This window comes from Streptomyces sp. NPDC002889 (genome assembly GCF_042888425.1).
Lineage (GTDB): Bacteria > Actinomycetota > Actinomycetes > Streptomycetales > Streptomycetaceae > Streptomyces.
The window spans coordinates 158,179-175,114 of the sequence record NZ_JBIAPT010000007.1 but is presented as its reverse complement, the minus strand read 5'-3'; the positions used below and the strand labels follow the sequence as shown (position 1 = coordinate 175,114).

Genomic DNA, 16,936 nt, shown 5'->3' with positions numbered 1-16,936 from the left:
ACGGCGTCAACCTGTCATATGGCACCGCGTGGGCCTTCGGGGGAGAATGTGGACTCCGGGGCTGTTGCAACGACATCGCCGGGGCTGCAGCTCTGTACGACGGACTGGCCCACAGTCCGGGACGGCTGTCACGACTGGGCGGCACAGGGCTCTCGGACGAATGTGGCGCGCCCATCGGGCGGCGCCCGTCCGCGCCGCGTGCATCCGGCGCCCCATGGGTGCATACCTGACCCCATGGGGTGGAGGCCGCCGAGACGAACGGGGCGTGCTGTGGTGCGAGGAGAGAATCCAGGGTCCTTTCGGCGTCGCATTGTCGCCGGATGCTGCGTCCTGCTGCTCGGAGCCCTGGCTTCGAGCACGGCAGCCCGGGCGACGTCGCCGCCCGACGACGGCGGTTCCGACCGGCTGGACCCGCGGATTACGGAGATCATGCGGAAGCCGGACTACTCCAACGCCCAGTGGGGCCTGCTCCAGCGCGACCCGGACAGCGGGCGCGTGGTCCACAGCCGGTTCGCCGAGCAGTTCTTCATACCCGGGTCGACGGCCAAGCTGTTCAGCGTGTCCGGGACGTGGAAGGCCCTCGGCGGAGACCACCGCTTCAGGACGCCGGTCTACGCGGTCGGCGAGCGGCGCGGGAGCACCCTGGAGGGCAATCTCGACCTGGTCGCCCAGGGCGACCTCACCATGGGCGGCAGAACCCGCCCCGACGGCACGGTCGCCTACACCGACCTCGACCACACGTACGCCAACAGCTTCCCCGGCGCCACGCTCACCCCGGAGAACCCACTCGCCGGGATCGACCTGATCGCGCAACAGGTACGGCGCTCCGGCATCACCCAGGTCGACGGGAATGTGATCGTCGACGACCGGCTCTTCCTGCCCGAGCCCGTCTTCGACCCCACCCCGACCCCGCTGATCATCAACGACAATCTCATCGACCTGCTCACCACACCCGGCGACCGCCCCGGCGCGCCCGCGCAGCTGGACTGGCGGCCGAAAGTCGCCCCGTACCGCGTCACGTCGACAGTTAAGACCGTCGCAGCGGGGGAGCCGACCGACATCGGGGTGACAACCTCCGACAACGGCACCCGGATCCAACTGTCCGGCACCATCGCAGCCGACGCCGACCCGGCGCTGAAGGTGTCCGACATCGCCGACCCGGCGGCCTTCGGACGCACCGCGCTGATCGAGGCGCTCGAACGAGCCGGGGTGGAGGTCACCGCCAACCCGACGGGACCCAACCCGGCCGACCGGCTCCCCAGCTCATACGAGGGCCGGCCGCGCGTGGCCACGTACACATCCCCGCCCTACGCCCAGTACGCCAAGCTCATCTTCAAGGTCAGCCACAACCTCGGCGCCAACCTCGGCATGTGCCTGATGGCCGTCACGACAGGCAGCAAGGACTGCATGAACGGCTTCCCGGTCCTGGCCGACTTCCTGGACCGCGCGGGCGTCGACCGCAAGCAGGTGCAGCTCGCGGACGGCCGGGGCGGCAATCCCGTCGACCGGGCCACGCCGAAAGCCCTGGTGCAGATGCTGACGTACTGGCTGCGCACCCCCGAGGCGGAGCGTTTCCGGAATTCGCTTCCCATACTCGGCGTCGACGGCCTGCTGGCCAACAACTGCCGCGACTGCCCCGCGCGAGGAAAGGTGTTCGCCAAGACCGGCGCCGCCGTCGGGCTGGACGCGCTCAACAACCGCCTGGGCGTCGGCGCCATCACCCTCGCCGGCTACCTGGACAAGGGCAACGGCCGCTTCGACGTCTTCTACGCCGGCGTCAACGGCGCCTCCACCCCGACGACCGACGTCAACGGCGTACTGGGCATTGCCAACGACCTCGCCGTGATCTCCGCGTATCTGCAGGAGTCGGCGGCGCGGCGGGAAGACTGAAGAGGACTGAAACGCGGCCGATCGAGGGCATCTGCACGCCGTGCGGTTGTCGGGGATACAGCCAACGGCCTCTCGCCCTCGCACCGTTACGGTAGTTCCTGGAGATCGGGCCGAGCTGGGGCGTCGTGAGCTACGACTACAGAACGTCGACGAAGTCGCCCGTGGCCTTGCAGGCCCTGTTGAAGTGTGGGCGCCGGCGTAACGAGCGACGGACTCCCGGGCCGTTTCTACGGCTGCGTGTCGTACCCCGCGCTCTTCCCGGCATCGGCGCCGACACCAACAGCAGCACACACCGGCGACATCCCCTGGCACGGGGAACAGAGGCATACCACCTGGACGGGTGACCACCGCGTCCCCTGACCGCGGATGGGCATTGACCGCCGCGGCGGGGGCGGACGGGAAGAGGAGGGGCCCCGTCTCGCATCCCCGTCACGGCAGGACCGCTCCACTTTCCATCCGCCTGTCCGACGCTGCGTCGCGTGTGCGAAGAAACGTGCAGAAGGGTCGTTACAAGATCCTGTCCGCCGTCCGGATGATGTGGCGGGTGGTGCACCCGGGTGGTGCGCCGGTCCCCGCAAGGGCTTGCTGTTGATCGTTGAACGGATCGATGTAGCGGTCAGTGAATGTCAGGGCCACGCTCGCCGCATATGCGTGTCCGATACAGGCGCCTGTTACGGAAATGTCAGCAAACGGTAACCCCCACCGATTGTCCTGCCGCCGGCCTCGGCGACGCCCCAGAGTTTGGGTCCTCGGCCCAGCACGGGCCGGGATCCCGCACCGCTCCACCAGCCCTCATCGGCATGTGGAGCACCGTTCTTGAGGAGATGTCACCCATGTCTGCTTCTCGCACCGCCCGCCGGATCGCCGCGACCGCCCTCGCGGCCGGCGCCGTCCTCTCCGCCGTCGCCCTGCCGGCCTCGGCCCACGACAACGACCGCAACCGCGACCGGCCCCGCGAGCACTCCCGGGTCGAGATCAGCGACGTGCAGGCCAACAGCCCCGGACACGACAACGGCACCAACCGGTCCCTGAACGCCGAGTGGGTCGAGATCACCAACAACAGCCGCCGCAGCGTGGACCTCGACGGCTGGACCCTGCGCAACTCGGACGGCAATCGTTACCGCTTCGACGACGTCCGCCTCCCCGGCCGCGCCACCATCCGCATCCACACCGGCCACGGCCGCGACACCCGGACCGACCTCTTCCAGGACCGCCACACCTACGTGTGGGACAACCGTTCCGACACCGCGACCCTGCGCAATGCCCACGGTCGCACCATCGACACCGAGTCCTGGGGACGCCGGCACGGTCACCACTGACCCAGCCGGTGAGGGCCGTCTGCCCGTCGACACCAGACGGCCCGACCATCCATGAACCGTGTGCCCCGGGCAGCGTGACCTGCCCGGGGCACATCGACGTCCAGCGGCCGCACCACACGCCGGAAGCGGTGAGGGGACGGGTTCCCTGGTGAGCGAAGGCGCCGCTCCCCTTCACGCATAATCGAGTGAAGAGGGCCCGTTCGGCGGACCTGATTTCACCTCATCGGCTGCCGGAGACAGACCTGCCGAAATCTATCGGCTTACCCGACAGGCCAGGCCCATACCCAGCTTGTAATGTCACCACGGGTGCCGAGCTGCACCGAATTGCCAAACCGCTACTTGCCAAACCTTGCTGCGGATCACACCGGACCGGGCCTACTGGCGCGTACACCCAGGTGGGCCGAAAACACAGAAAGGGAAAGAAGTTGGCGCTCAGCAAGATAGCTTCAAAGGTGGCTTTAGGAGCAGCTGTCCTTGCGGTCACTTCGGCCGTCGCTCCTGCCTCCACGGCAACCGTCTCGCATGAGACATGGAACATAAAATTCGCATCCCAACGACTCAAGGGCGAGCCGGTTGAATGCACGTCCGAAAGCCGCGGACTGGCACATGCACTCACTCGAGACATAGCAAGGTCGCTGGAGAATCGCGCCAGTCACGCCTCGGTGGTGCTGTACGACCGAACCACCCATACGTCCTGCACATACGGCGCGGACAAGCACTACGACTCGGCGAGCACGGTCAAGCCGATAATATTGGGGGCCCTGCTCCTGGACAGAGGCGTGCATCACCTGTCCGAGGATGAGCAGGACCTGGCCAGGCAGATGATCGTGAGCTCGGACAACGACGCGACGTACACCCTGTGGGACAGCCTGGGCCTCAAGAACATCCAGAGTTTCCTGGACAAGGCCGGGATGAAGAACACCATCCTCGACGAAGCAGGCTTCATGGGCCTGACTCAGGTCACCGCAGGGGACCAGGCCAAACTGCTCGAGCTGCTCACCGCTGAGGACGACTCGGTCCTGAACGCCGAAGAGCGCGCCTACATCCTGGGCCTCATGCGTGACGTGCAGGACGACCAGCGGTGGGGAACGCCTGCCGGAGCTCCCCCGGACTCAGCCGTACAGGTCAAGAACGGGTGGCTTCAGCGTTCCCGGACCGGGCTCAAGGACCCCTGGGACCAAGGGGATTGGAAGGTCAACAGCATGGGCGCGTTCACCGGCCGTGCCTACGACTACGGCCTCGTGGTCCTCACCGAGAACAACAGGGTCCCCGAAGGCGAGTCGCCGGGGGTGGGGTGGGACTACGGCATGGATACGGTGGAGGGCGTGGCAAAGGCCATTCACCATGACCTGTACCCGGACCGGACTCCCCCGGCCGCCGGCCATCCCGGCCGCCTGTGAAGGTGGCGCAGCAGGTGGTTCCAGCCGGGGGCCACGAAGTCCGGCCGCACGTGTCCGTGCCGGACGAGACGGGGAACAGCGTTGGATGACGGGTGCGACGGCAGGTCGACCGATCTGCCGTTGGCGGCACCTGACCCGCCTCGCATCCGACCGGATGGAGGGGCCGCGGACGTGCTCGGCAGACCGGGACGGGCCGCGTTCATCAGCAGTTGTGGTCGCCGGCTCCACCCCAGCCGCCACCGTAGCCGCCGCCCCAGCCGCCACCACGGCCTCCACCACCGCCACCGTCATGGCAGTCGTCGCCCGGCAACGGGCCGCCCGGTACGAGGGTTCCGGTCGGCGGGAGCGAGAGGGACGGGGCCGGGAGCTTGCCGACGGTCGGTGACGGGCTGGCGGTCGGCGTCAGGCTCGGCTTCACCCGCGGCGCGGGGGGTGCGGGCTTCCGGGTGCGTTCCGGCTCGGGGGTGCTCGACGCGGTGCCGGAGGACGAGGCGTCACTCGGGGGCACCGTCGGGACGATCAGGTTGGGCCGGCCGCCGAGTTCCGCGTCGGCCGTCGGCGCCGCGGGCTTGCCCGCGGCGCTGCCGCTGCCGCTCGTCAGCATGACCCCACCGGTCACCAGTGCGCTGAGAACGAGAACAACTCCCGTGCCCAATACAGGCTTTCCCATCCCCTGCGGCAGGGCGATCCGCCCCGCGACCGTCCAGCCCCGGTCTTTCGAGCGATGCCTGCCTTGCTCCCGCACCGCATCCACGGCACACCTCTTCGAAGTCGTCCCCGCGGGCGCACCCTGATGTACGCGACCGCGTCCCTCCGGGGCCATTGGCCCCATGGGCGGACACTATGCAGGAACGCCGTACCGACTGGCAGACATCACGCACAACCATTCAGGAACCATGAAAAGTTACCCACGGTTCGGCGCCTGAGGTACCGAACTGAACCGTCAGATACGGCAGTCCGCACGCATCTGGGCCGCCGCATGATGGGCTCCTTCGCGGTCGTTGCCCACGTCCTGGCCACGGTCGACCAACTGGACGGCGAGCTGCTGGTCCCGTACCGGAATCTTCTCCACGATCAGACCGCTGCCGCGCAGCTGCGTCTGGTCGATCTCGAAGGACTTGACGGCGCTTCCCAGGTCATCCGGATCGGCCAGCACGTTGTACGTCGTGGGTTCGCCCGCGGCGTCCTCGGGGCGGGGTGACTTCGGGATCACCACGGAGACCGAGCACGTCTCGTAGCCGCTGCCCACGTACCAGGACCAGACGGCGCTGCCGTTGTCGTCCTTGGTACGGCTGCCCGACATCGGGACCGCCGTGAAGCTTCCGTCGCAGCCGTCGCCGAGGTGGCCTCCCACCTTCACGGTGTACCAGCCGGCGAAGCCGTCACGGAAGCGGCCGCGCTCGGTGTAGCGGCCGCCGCCGGTACAGCCGGGCCCCGCCCAGGCCGAGTACGAAGCCTTTCCGGAGCGCTGCGGCGGCTTCTTGGGGCGCTTCGGCGAGGACGGCGACACGGACGGCGAAGTGGAGTCGGAAGGGTCGGCCGCGGGAGGCCCTGTGGGCTGGATACGCTGCGGCGCTCCTCCCAGATCGCCGAGGTCGCCCACGCCACCCACTGCCCCCGGATCGTCGTCGCGGGGGCCGTTGGACGCGTCGGCAGAGGCCTCCGCGTCACCCCCGTACAGACCCACGCCGGTGGCCGCGAGCGTCAGCAGTGTCAGCGCGACTCCGGCGGCCAGCAGGACCTTTCCCGTTCTGGACAGCAGCGAGAATCGTCCCAGCAGGGTCTGCCGTGCGACCGGGCCCTGCCCCGAACGCGCACGGTCCGTGGCAGCGGCCGTCTCCGCGCACCGGCAGGTCATCCCCGGCAGCATCTCCGCACCGCCACCGCCGCATCGTTCGCACGTCATGTCGCACCTGCACCAGTAGACCAACTGCCCGGTATGCCAAGCGCGTCCACTATGCACCAGGGCCAAGGGTAAAAATAAGTGTTAACGCGGGTAATGAGCAGGGAGGTTGCTGCGCAGGGCGCTACCGGAGTTCATCCGGACACGGTGTGCCGCGCGGAAACTGGTACGGAGCCGCCAGACGGTACACACCGGGCCGGGGCGCGAGCAGCTCGGTCCACTCGTCACCCTCCGCGTCCTCCTCCGCCTTCAGCAGACAGCCGTGCAGATTGACGAAGTCCTTGGGCCCGTCCTCGCGCTGCTGCGACGCCATCGTCTCCTGCGGGCCCGCCACACCCTTGCCGTCCTCGTCGACGAGGCTCAGCCACGGGGAGTACGGCACGCGGATCAGCACCCGGCCCGCGGACTTCACCCGGATCGTCATCCCGTCCGCGTCCGCGCGGTCCACGGTCGCCGGCGGGTCGGCCAGCGGCACCGGGTCCTCGACCGCGAACAGCTGCCAGTCGGCGTCACCCCAGATTCGCTTCAGATACGGCTGTCCCGCGTTGATCAGCTCCGCCTCCCGCACCGCTCCACTCGAGTCGGGCGCGCCCTCGGGCAGCACCACATAGTGCACGGCCCACCGGTCCAGCCAGGCGCGGTAGCTGTCGGCGGTGAGGACGTTCTCCTCGTCATAGAAGAGCGGGTTGCGCTTGAGGTCCGCCTGCCGGTTCCAGCCGCGGGCCAGGTTGAAGTACGGAGCGAGCGCGGACGCCTCGCGGTGGCTGGAGGCCGGGACCACCTCGACCCGGCCGCGCTCGGCGTGCACCTGCTGGAGCCGGTCGACCAGCGACGCGGGCTCACGGTTCCAGGAGGCCGCCGGGGCGGTGCGCACGATGTCGTCCACGCCCTTGAAGCCGATCCAGGCGTTCAGCCCCAGGACGGCGAGGACGACCGCGTACCACCTGCGTGAGCGCGGCGCGGTGTACGGCAGGGCGGCCAGCAGCACCACCCCCGCGAAGAGCATCGGAAGGCGCGAGACGTTCGACCCGACCTGGGAGTCGAACACCCAGGTGAGCAGGGTGCCGACGGCGTACACGGCGGCCCCCGTGCGCACGGTGCGCCATGGCTTCGGTACGAGGACAAGGACGAGGACGGCGTAGAGGAAGGGCAGCGACGCCGTCGCGATGGACATCGGCTGCGTACCGGAGAAGGGAAAGAGCCAGGACGACAGCGCCACCACCAGGACGGGGGCAAGACCGACGGCGTACGCTCCCGGGCGGCGGCCGTTCAGGAACAGCGCGGCGGCGACGACTCCGAGGAACAGGCCCGCGACGGGGCTCGCCGCGGTGGCGAGGCCGGCGAGCGGGGCGGCGACCGCGGCCTTTGCCCAGCGCCTGGTGCGCCAACGGTGCGGCCAGCAGAAGACGGCCGCGACCGAGCCGAGCGCGAACATCATGCCGAGACCGAACGTTGCCCGGCCGGACAGCGCATTGCACAGGAACGCGAACACACCGGCGAGCGAGCAGGCCACGGGATTGCGGACGGCCCGCACCCGCACCAGGACCAGCGCGGTCAGGGCCGCGGAGACGGTACCCGCGACGATCATCGTCGTCCGCACACCGAGCACCGACATCACATACGGGGAGACCACGCTGTACGAGACCGGGTGCATCCCGCCGTACCAGGCGAGGTTGTACGCCGAGTCGGGATGGCGGCCGGCGAACTCGGCCCAGGCGTCCTGGGCCGCGAGGTCGCCTCCGCTGTTCGCGAAGAGGAAGAACCAGAGCAGATGCGCGAACGCGGCGACGGCCGTCGTGAGGGCGACAGGGTGGCGGGTGAGCCGGTCACGGAGGTCGGCCGCGACGGCGCGGTCACCGGGGTGCGCCGACGGGAGGACCCGTATTCGCGGCCCCGTGCCGGTCCTGCTGCCGTCCGTCCGTGTCGGCTCAGCGGTGGTCACCTGCGGCTCTCCCCGTCTTCCCCGTTGTGCCGTCGTCCCCCGAACTCCTGCCCTGTGTTCAGGACGTGTTTCATCGCTGTGAAGTTGCCTCGAGATGCCCGGGGACGCTAGCACGCCGGCGTCCCGGCTTCCCGGGACGCCCGCGGTGGCTGCTAGCCGAGTCGGGACAGCTTGCTGCCGACACCGGGCTCCGCCAGGTCCCGCTGCAGCTCGACCGGCGCGGAGACCCTGCCGGGGCCCGAGCCGACGAACACGTCGCCGACGACCGTGCCCGCCTTCGCGGAGTGCGGGACCGGGCTGTCGCCGCTCTCGATGTCGATCTCCACCTTCAGACCGGCCCAGCCGACGGCCTTGAGGTCCTTGGTGGCGACGACCGGGGTGCGGCCGCCGAGACGGTCGTCGACATATCCGACGACGTCGCCCTTCTTGACGACGGTGGCGGAGGTGACGCCCTCCTGGGCGGCCTGGATGACCTCGATGCTGTAGTCGATCGCCAACTCCAGCTTCTGCCAGAGCAGGTCGGCGTTCTGCGCACCCATCACCACACCGACGATGCGGCGGGGCTTGCCGTCGACGAGGGCGTTGGCCGTCCAGAGCAGATTGCCGCCGGCCGGGGTGGACGAACCGGTCTTGATGCCGCCCACGCCGTCCAGCAGCAGGGCGCGGTCGTTGTTGTTGCGGATGTCCTTGGCGATACCGGGGATCCTGGTCTTGGTCGTGTTGACGATCTCCCGGAACACGTCGTACTCCATGACCGCCTTGGCCAGCTTGAGCTGGTCCTGCGGGGTGGACACCGTGGTGGACTTCAGACCGCTCGGGTCGGTGTATGTGCTGCCGGTCATGCCGAGGTCCTTGGCGGCGTCGTTCATCTTCTCGACGAACGCGGCCTCGGACTTGGCGTCCCAGCGGGCCAGCAGACGGGCCGCGTTGTTCCCGGACGGGATCATCAGCAGCTGGAGCATCTGCCTCTCGGTGAACTGCTGGCCCTTGGAAATGGCCGCCGTGGACTCGTCCTCGATCTTCGACTCGTCCTCGGCCTGCTGGTCGACGGTGATCTTCGGGCCGACCTGCTTGCCCTTGATCGGGTGGTCGCGGAGGATCACGTACGCCGTCATCGTCTTGGCGACGCTGGCGATGGGGGCGGGCTTCTGCGCCCCGTACGTCCCGAGGCTGCCGACGCCCACGACCTCTGCAGCGCCCTGGCCCTCGTCGGGCCAGGGGAGGCCGAGCTGTCCGCCCTCGAAGGTGAACGTCTTCTCGGCGGAGAGTGCCAACTGAGGGTCGGGAAGCGGACGCACAAGCTGTACGACCGCAAAGACGATCAGTAGCAGTACGACCAGCGGCGTCCAGATCTTGACGCGCCGCACAACGGTGCGGACAGGAGTCTCGGGCGGCGGCGGGGTGTTCGTCAGCTCGGCGAGCAGATCGAGCGGAGGCAGCGGGGGCAGCGGCTGCTGCTTGGTCCGCTCTGCCCCGGAGAGCGAGGCGGGCTCGGCGGCTGCGGGCTCGGCTGCCGGCTTGGGGGCCGCGGGGGCGGCCGTCTGCGCATCGTCGGTCCGCAGCGGCACGAACGTACTGCTGCGGCGGGCCTCCGGGGCGGGGTCGGGCGCCCCGTCGGACGTGGACTCCGGGGGCGCCGGGGGCTTCGCGGGCATCTTGAGCGCGGTCGTGGGCTGGTCGACGACCGGCTTCCGCGGCGTCTTGAAGATCGCGGTCGGCTGATCGACGGGGCGGCTTTCAGGCTTTGCACCCGCAGATTTCTGGCCACTGTGGGCCTCGCCCGCAGAAGCCTTCTGCTGCGCCCAGGAGGGACGGGGGCGCGCGTCCGCGGCGCCGTCGGCATCGTCCACACCATCGGCATCGTCGGACGTGGTCGCCGACGGCCCCTCGCCGTCCGGGACGCGCCCGGCGCCCGCGTCGTCGTCCGAGGCCGCCCGAGGGGCCTGTGAGGCCTCCTGGGACCCGGCCTCGTCGGCGTCGCCGGACTCGGCCTCGCGCAGGGTCGTTGCCGCGCCCTTCACGCCCGGAGCGGCCGGGTCGTCCGCGGACGCCGCCACGGGCTTCGCGTCGCCGGACGCCTGCGCATGGCGCTGATCCGGCGCCTCGGGCGCGTCCGAGGCGCCGGGCCCCGCCTCGTCGGCGGAACCGGACGCGGGCGACGCACTGTCGGGCGTGGTGGTCGCCGAGGTCTCCTCGGCAGCCGGGCCTTCAGTGGGCTGCGTACCGGAGGCATCGGCGGCGGTGTCGAGCTCGTCCCCGGCGGACACCGACGCGGCCGGGTCCTTCGCTTCCGCAGCGGTCGGCTCCGTCGCGGAAGCCGCCTTGCCGGCGGGCGCCGGCGCCTGCGGCGCGTCCGGAGTCTCTTGCGCGGACCGGGCGGCAGCCGGCCTGTCGGCGGACGCCTCGTCGGCCTCCGTGTCGGCCTCCTCATCGGCCTGCGCGTCGGACGTGGCCGAGGTGCTCACGGCATCCTCGTCATCCTCGTCGGTGGCCGGCGACTCCACGGTCGCCGCGTCCGCGGCGGACGACTGCGCGTCGGACGGCTCCTCCGCGGGAGTCGGCTCATCGGCCGTCGCCACCCACGCCGCAACCGCCGCCCGCAGTCTTGCGTCATTCCCCGACGGGGCCGGTTCCTCGGGTGAGGGATCCGGCTCCGCGTCGCGCGGGCGTGTCGTGAAGACCGCCGTCGGCTGGTCCACCGGTTCAGCTTTCGGGGGCGCCTGGCGGAACACGGCGAGTCGCGGGTCGCGTTCGCCCTGAGTCGTCTCCCCCGACGACTTCCCCTGCTCCGACCTGTCGGGGGACTCGCCCGCCACCGTGCCTCCTCCGTGTCGTCACGAGCGCCGTCAACCGGCAACCCGCGGTGTCCGAACCATCTACCAGTGTCCTGTGTGAGCGCATGGCTCCCGTGCTAGACGAGAACGACATAGCTACCGGTTCCCTAACAAAGCACCCTGGTGCTCTCGACAAGCCAATGTGAGAGGGGTCACCCTGTCATTCATCCACGCGGGGAGGCATGGATGGGCAGGAGCCGCAGAACAATTCCGGAAGAGCTTCTGCTGCTCGCTCTGGACCCGGCCACGGGTACCACAGCGCAGCCGCAGTCGCTCGACCTCGGCCTGGCCGGTGCACAGCTAGTGGAGCTGGCTCTGGCAGGACGGATAGCCCCGGACGGGGATCGTATCGCCGTGGTGATGCCACGGCCGACAGGAGATCCGACACTGGACTCCGCACTGGAACTGCTGCGCCGACGTGGCAGTCCGGTTCGGGCGGTCCATTGGATCGGCGGGCCCCGGCTGGGGCTGCGTCAGATCTACCTTTCGCATCTGGAGCGGTGCGGCATGGTGCATGCCGTGGCGGGCCAGATGTGCGGGGTGCTGCCGACGACTCGCTACCAGGCGACGGACACGGCAATCAGCAGGGACATCAGGGCCCGGCTGGACAGTGCGATCCGCACCGGCGTACCGCCGGACCCGCGGACCGCGGCGCTCGCTGCGCTGGCCCACGCGGTCGGTCTCGGCAAGCACCTGTACCCCGGGAACGAAGGGCGTTCCTCGAGGTCCCGCCTGCGGGATCTCATCCGGCACGACCCGATGGGCGGCCTCGTGGCGCACGCCGTGATGGACGTCCAGAACGGTGCGGTCGCGCAGCCGCGCCGTAGCCCGGCCCCCGGCGGTGGACGCCAGCCGGGGCCTGTGCCGATGCAACCGCGTCGCGGGAGCATGGCCCGCGTCGCCGCGCACTGAGCAGGGCACCGGGCAGGCACCGAACACCGCACCGCACGACAGGAGCAACAGCAGGAACAACACCAGCACCAACCGCAGGAACGCCAGTACCGCCGCACCGACGTCCCCAAGGCCCGGTTCGGGAGCCGCACTGGACGCGCGGGGCAGCCTCACCGCTGCCCCGCGCGTTCGCATGTGTGGCCATCGTGTTCGCGTGTGTAGCCATTTGGCAGCGCGGCAACGACCATTGGTGGCAATCTGCTGAACGGTAGATACGCACAGCTACGCAGTAGGAGGTGCAGTTTCCGTGGCGTCCAACGTCAACCCCACCGTCAGGAGACGCCGATTGGGCCAGGAGCTGCGCCGGCTCCGGGAACTCAAGGGCATGACGGCCGAGGAGGTGGCGGAGCGCCTGCTCGTCTCCCAGTCGAAGATCAGCCGCCTCGAGAACGGCCGCCGCTCCATCAGCCAGCGCGACGTCCGTGATCTGTGCGGCGTCTACGAGGTCGAGGACCACCGGATCGTCGACTCGCTGATGCAGATGGCCAAGGACTCCCGCCAGCAGGGCTGGTGGCACGCCTTCGGCGACATCCCGTACAGCGTGTACATCGGGCTGGAGACCGATGCGGCCAGTCTGCGCGTGTACGAGCCCCAGGTCGTGCCCGGCCTGTTGCAGACGCGGCAGTACGCCGAGGCACTGATCGCCGGCGCCCTGCCGGAGAGCGCGATCCCCGACATCGAGAAGCGGGTCGGCGTCCGGCTGCGCCGCCAGGAGCGGATCAGGGACGACGAGCATCCGCTGCGGCTGTGGGTGGTGATCGACGAGTCCGCGCTGCGCCGCGTGGTCGGCGACCGGCATCTGATGCGCGAGCAGCTGGAGCATCTGGTGGAGCTGTCGCAGCAGCCCCATGTCACCGTGCAGGTACTGCCCTTCGACATGGGTGCGCATCCGGGCATCAACGGCCAGTACGCGATCCTCGAGTTCCCCGATGCCTCGGACTCCAGCGTCGTCTATATCGAGGGCGTGACGAGCGACCTGTATCTGGAGAAGGCGAACGACGTGCAGAAGTACAGTGTGATGTACGAGCATCTGCGCGCCCAGGCGCTGAACGTGGACCAGACCCGGCAGTTCATCGCGAAGATCGCCAAGGAGTACGCCGACGCCCCCCGTTGACCGGCCCGGCCGCTCCCGCCCGTCTCTGGGCGAGCGGGCCCGGGACGCCTCCGGGGAGGCTGCCGGAGCAGCCGCCCGAGGGCTCTTCGGAGGGCGGCTTCCGCGAGGGGGCCGCACGGTACACCACGGCCACCGTGCGGCGGAAGACCGGTATGGAATATGCCATCCGGTCGAGTGAACGCCTCCCTCACGCAACCGACGTGGCGAGTAGCGTCGATCACGCCAGCAAGAACGTTGGCGCACATCACACCACTTGCCGAAGCGGAGCGAACATGGCAATCCTTCAGGGCGCCACGGAAACCTGGACGAAGTCCTCGTACTCCACGGGAAACGGCGCTTGCGTAGAGGTCAAATCCCCTGTTGTGCAGGCGATTTCGGTTCGGGACTCCAAAGTCCCCGCCGGTCCGACGATCACCTTCGTACCCGCGTCGTGGACCGCGTTCGTGAACGAAATGGGGCAGAGCGCGTCCGGCCTCCACTGAGTCACAGCGACCCGACCGAAAGAATCCGGACAGGAAGCACCCGGAGAAGCAGCACAGCGCAGTATCGACGTGAGCCCTCTCGACTGGTCCGCCGTCCTGGCCGAGGGGGCTCGGCCATGCCCGGGCTGCCGACATCGAAGACCCCACCCCGCTTCCGGATCAGCGCAGTTGGTCGACATAGCGGTCGGTACCCGGGATCGTCGGGACGAAGGGTGCGACCAGCTCGACCCGCCCGAGCCCCGAAGCGCCGACCGCGGCGTCGAGACCGGCGAACGCAGGCTCCCAGCACCGCCTCGGATCCTCCTCGAGGAACCACAGCAGCGTCAGGCGCGTGTCCACGCCCTCCACCTGCTTCACATAGGTCATCCGGTCGCCGGGCAGCGGCGTCGGCCGGAACACGGTCACCATCGCGGCCGCTCGGCCCGGACCCGCGAGGCGCTGCGGCAGATGCTTCGCCCGCAGCCACTCCAGCAGTTCCGCCCGCTGCCCCGGCCCGTCCGCGTCGATGACCTGGACCACCAGGCCGGCGTACGGATGGTCCAGCGCATGGTAGTCGCGCGGGCCGGCGGCGCCGTCCCGGTACACGGTCGCCTCGTGGTCCTGGAAGGCGGTGAAGACGTGCGTACGCTGCTGATGGACCCGACCGTCCCGGTTGAGCCGCTTGTTGATGCCCACGGTCCATTTCATGTGGTCGGCGTATCGGCCCTCGGTGATCCAGTACGTCGAGATGTAGCAGCCGGCGGTGACCGGCTGGGCGATCGCCGACTTCTCCGGGTACCGCAGCAGTTGGAGTTCCCTGGTGGCCACCCAGCGCCGCCCGGCGTAGATCCAGGGCATCGCCATCGCGCCCGCGTAGTAGTGGTCGTCCTCGTACCAGCGGTTGTACGCGTACTCCTGGCCCGGATGCGGCTCGACCATGGTGATCAGGGCGTGGCCGGGGCGCACACCGTACGGTCCGACGCCCGCCAGCTCCGCGTACACCTCGCTGCGCATGTCCTCGTCGTGCTCGCTCACAGCGCTCCCCTTCCGCCCCTCTTCCTTCCTCTGCCGGACGCCCCTACTCTGACGCGCCGTCAGATGTATGACCAGAGGCGGGAGACGCCGGGATGCTGCTTCAGGGAATGACCGTCATCGTGTCCGGGGTGGGCGCCGGGCTGGGACACCGGATCGCGGAGACCGTCGTGCGCGACGGGGGCAACGCTGTCCTCGGCGCGCGCACGGAGGCGAATCTGGCGAAGTCGGCCGGCGAGATCGACCCGGACGGCGGGCACACCGCGTACCGCGCCACGGACATCACGGACGAGGCGCAGTGCGACGCACTCGCGGCGCTGGCACTGGAGCGGTTCGGGCGGATCGACGCGGTCGCCCATGTCGCCGCATGGGACAGCTGCTTCGGTGGCCTCGAGGACGCGGACTTCGCGACCTGGCAGGGGGTCGTGGACGTGAATCTGCTGGGCACACTGCGGATGACCCGGGCCTGCCTGCCGGCGCTGAAGGAGCGGGGTGGCTCGGTGGTGTTCATCGGTACGCAGTCGGCCGTCGCCGCACCCTCGCAGGTGCGGCAGGCGGCGTACGCGGCGTCCAAGGGCGCGCTGACCTCGGCGATGTACTCGCTGGCGCGGGAGCTGGGCCCGCACCGGATCCGGGTGAACACGGTACTGCCGGGCTGGATGTGGGGACCGCCGGTCCAGGCGTACGTGCAGTTCACCGCGCACACCGAGGGGATGCCGGAGAGTGAGGTGCTCGGACGGCTCACCGACCGGATGGCACTTCCCGAACTGGCCACGGACGCGGACGTCTCACAGGCGGTGGCCTTCCTCGCGTCCGCGAGGGCGCGGGCGATCACGGGCCAGTCGCTGCTCGTCAACGCGGGGGAAGTGATGCGATAGATGCGCGACCGGGTGCGAGCGGGTTCCGCCTGCCGGCCACACGCCCGCGCGGACCGCTCAGGTCAGTTCCACCGCGCCCCGCGGATAGCGCTGCAGCCAGCCCGGGGCGGTCGCCGTCGGGCTGTGCAGCGCCGGGCCCTGCGTCATCTCCATGGCGAAGTCGTCGGCGATCTCCAGCAGCGTGGAGCGCCCCTCCACCTCGCACAGCCAGGCGGGCGGCAGCGCGGTCTCCCCGTGCAGTGCACCCAGCAGCGCCCCGGTCAGCGCCCCTGTGGTCTGCGAGGGTCCGTCGTGGTTGACGGCGAGGCGGAGCCCGTGGCGGATGTCCTCGCCGACGAGCGTGCAGTAGACGGCGATCGCCAGCGCGTCCTCGGCGTGGTGGCCCTCACCGAGGGTGGCGATCCTCGCCGGGCCCGGAATGCCCTGCCGTACGGCTCCGAGGGCGTGCTTGAGGCCGTCCGTGACGGGCTGGTGCCCGGGTCGGGCCGCGAGCAGCGCCAGCGCCCGCTGCACCGAGCCGTCGACGCTCTCGCCCCGGGCGAGCCCGTGGACGATGACGGCGAACGCACCGGCGGACAAGTACGCCGTGGGGTGGCCGTGCGTCTGCGCGGCGCACTCGACGGCGAGCTGGCACACCAGTTGCGGCTCCCAGCCGACGAGCAGCCCGAACGGCGCGGAGCGCACCGCCGCACCGGCGTCGCGCGCGGTGGGGTTCTTGGGCACCGCGAGGGTGCCCAGGTTTTCGTCGGCAAGACCGGTGAGACAGGCCGGGGCGGGGTCACGTCGGCTGTAGAGCCATTCCTCGCGGGCGAGCCAGCCGTTGTCCTTGCGGCGCTCGTCGGGTCCCCAGTAGCTCTGGGTGGCCGCCCATCTCAGATACGCCCGGTGCAGATCGGTGGGCGGGTGCCAGGCGCCGGTGTCACGGCGCACCTGGGCGCGTATCAGCCCGTCGACCGTGAACAGAGTCAGCTGGGTGGCGGAGGTGACGGCACCGCGGCGCCCGTGGGCGGCCACGAAGTCGCCGATCCCGTCCGGCCCGTGGGCGGCCCGGATCTCCTCGATGGTGAGCGCGCCGACCCCGGCGCCGAGCGCATCGCCGATGGCGCCGCCGAGCAGTGCCCCGCGCACGCGGGCCCGGAAGTCCTGCTGCTCGGCACGGCCCCACACGGCTGTGGTCGCTGCGCTCACCGTGCCCCCTTCCCCGACGTCGAC

The 16,936-nt window shown here is 70.0% G+C and carries 13 protein-coding genes; 7 read left to right on the top strand and 6 right to left on the bottom strand.

Annotation, left to right across the window (positions count from 1 at the left end; all coding sequences use genetic code 11):
- The first annotated feature begins 234 nt into the window (after positions 1-234).
- From dacB to ACFYWI_RS12750, 3 genes are all read left to right on the top strand, one after another.
- The gene (dacB, locus tag ACFYWI_RS12760; RefSeq protein WP_389229685.1) at positions 235-1,890 is read left to right on the top strand and encodes a D-alanyl-D-alanine carboxypeptidase/D-alanyl-D-alanine-endopeptidase; all 1,656 of its coding nucleotides are present in this window, start codon (positions 235-237) and stop codon (positions 1,888-1,890) included.
- An 833-nt stretch (positions 1,891-2,723) separates the two neighbouring features.
- A complete protein-coding gene (locus tag ACFYWI_RS12755; protein WP_389229682.1) occupies positions 2,724-3,209 on the top strand; it encodes a lamin tail domain-containing protein in 486 nt (161 codons plus the stop codon).
- 665 nt (positions 3,210-3,874) lie between these two features.
- Positions 3,875-4,609: a serine hydrolase gene (locus ACFYWI_RS12750; RefSeq protein ID WP_389229678.1), complete on the top strand. Its 735-nt coding sequence runs from the start codon at positions 3,875-3,877 to the stop codon at positions 4,607-4,609.
- Positions 4,610-4,811: 202 nt separating this feature from the next.
- On the opposite strand, the gene ACFYWI_RS12745 is transcribed toward ACFYWI_RS12750, so the two are convergent.
- The 4 genes from ACFYWI_RS12745 to ACFYWI_RS12730 form a co-directional block, all read right to left on the bottom strand.
- Entirely contained in the window at positions 4,812-5,279 is a 468-nt protein-coding gene (locus ACFYWI_RS12745; RefSeq protein WP_389229675.1) for a hypothetical protein, read from the bottom strand.
- 273 nt (positions 5,280-5,552) lie between these two features.
- Positions 5,553-6,515, bottom strand: coding sequence for an adhesin (locus ACFYWI_RS12740; protein WP_389229672.1), 963 nt, complete (start codon positions 6,513-6,515; stop codon positions 5,553-5,555).
- A 121-nt stretch (positions 6,516-6,636) separates the two neighbouring features.
- The gene (locus tag ACFYWI_RS12735) at positions 6,637-8,397 is read right to left on the bottom strand and encodes an MFS transporter (protein WP_389230072.1); all 1,761 of its coding nucleotides are present in this window, start codon (positions 8,395-8,397) and stop codon (positions 6,637-6,639) included.
- A gap of 209 nt (positions 8,398-8,606) precedes the next feature.
- Complete coding sequence (locus tag ACFYWI_RS12730; protein ID WP_389229669.1) at positions 8,607-11,270, bottom strand: serine hydrolase; 2,664 nt, start codon at positions 11,268-11,270, stop codon at positions 8,607-8,609.
- A gap of 204 nt (positions 11,271-11,474) precedes the next feature.
- Between ACFYWI_RS12730 and ACFYWI_RS12725 the strand changes: the two genes are divergently transcribed.
- The 3 genes from ACFYWI_RS12725 to ACFYWI_RS12715 all read left to right on the top strand — a co-directional run bounded on the left by ACFYWI_RS12725 (position 11,475) and on the right by ACFYWI_RS12715 (position 13,835).
- On the top strand, positions 11,475-12,200 hold the full coding sequence (locus ACFYWI_RS12725) for a GPP34 family phosphoprotein (protein ID WP_389229666.1): 726 nt from the start codon (positions 11,475-11,477) through the stop codon (positions 12,198-12,200).
- Positions 12,201-12,486: 286 nt separating this feature from the next.
- On the top strand, positions 12,487-13,353 hold the full coding sequence (locus tag ACFYWI_RS12720; RefSeq protein ID WP_389229663.1) for a helix-turn-helix domain-containing protein: 867 nt from the start codon (positions 12,487-12,489) through the stop codon (positions 13,351-13,353).
- A 272-nt stretch (positions 13,354-13,625) separates the two neighbouring features.
- Positions 13,626-13,835 carry a DUF397 domain-containing protein gene (locus ACFYWI_RS12715; protein WP_389229660.1) on the top strand — a complete coding sequence of 70 codons (210 nt, stop codon included), beginning with the start codon at positions 13,626-13,628 and terminating at the stop codon, positions 13,833-13,835.
- Between the two features lie 159 nt (positions 13,836-13,994).
- On the opposite strand, the gene ACFYWI_RS12710 is transcribed toward ACFYWI_RS12715, so the two are convergent.
- Positions 13,995-14,828, bottom strand: a complete 834-nt coding sequence (locus tag ACFYWI_RS12710; RefSeq protein WP_389230069.1) for a hypothetical protein — start codon at positions 14,826-14,828, stop codon at positions 13,995-13,997.
- Positions 14,829-14,941: 113 nt separating this feature from the next.
- Here ACFYWI_RS12710 and ACFYWI_RS12705 point away from each other — a divergent pair, with 113 nt between their 5' ends.
- Positions 14,942-15,724, top strand: coding sequence for an SDR family oxidoreductase (locus ACFYWI_RS12705; protein WP_389229657.1), 783 nt, complete (start codon positions 14,942-14,944; stop codon positions 15,722-15,724).
- Positions 15,725-15,781: 57 nt separating this feature from the next.
- On the opposite strand, the gene ACFYWI_RS12700 is transcribed toward ACFYWI_RS12705, so the two are convergent.
- Positions 15,782-16,912 carry an ADP-ribosylglycohydrolase family protein gene (locus tag ACFYWI_RS12700; RefSeq protein WP_389229654.1) on the bottom strand — a complete coding sequence of 377 codons (1,131 nt, stop codon included), beginning with the start codon at positions 16,910-16,912 and terminating at the stop codon, positions 15,782-15,784.
- Positions 16,913-16,936 lie beyond the last annotated feature (24 nt).

Coding starts and splice junctions, on each gene's coding strand:
- ACFYWI_RS12740 (WP_389229672.1), bottom strand. CDS start 6,515: ATGACGTGCGAACGATGCGGCGGTGGCGGTGCGGAGATGCTGCCGGGG.
- ACFYWI_RS12745 (WP_389229675.1), bottom strand. CDS start 5,279: ATGGGAAAGCCTGTATTGGGCACGGGAGTTGTTCTCGTTCTCAGCGCA.
- ACFYWI_RS12725 (WP_389229666.1), top strand. CDS start 11,475: ATGGGCAGGAGCCGCAGAACAATTCCGGAAGAGCTTCTGCTGCTCGCT.
- ACFYWI_RS12715 (WP_389229660.1), top strand. CDS start 13,626: ATGGCAATCCTTCAGGGCGCCACGGAAACCTGGACGAAGTCCTCGTAC.
- ACFYWI_RS12755 (WP_389229682.1), top strand. CDS start 2,724: ATGTCTGCTTCTCGCACCGCCCGCCGGATCGCCGCGACCGCCCTCGCG.
- ACFYWI_RS12710 (WP_389230069.1), bottom strand. CDS start 14,828: ATGCGCAGCGAGGTGTACGCGGAGCTGGCGGGCGTCGGACCGTACGGT.
- dacB (WP_389229685.1), top strand. CDS start 235: ATGGGGTGGAGGCCGCCGAGACGAACGGGGCGTGCTGTGGTGCGAGGA.
- ACFYWI_RS12705 (WP_389229657.1), top strand. CDS start 14,942: ATGCTGCTTCAGGGAATGACCGTCATCGTGTCCGGGGTGGGCGCCGGG.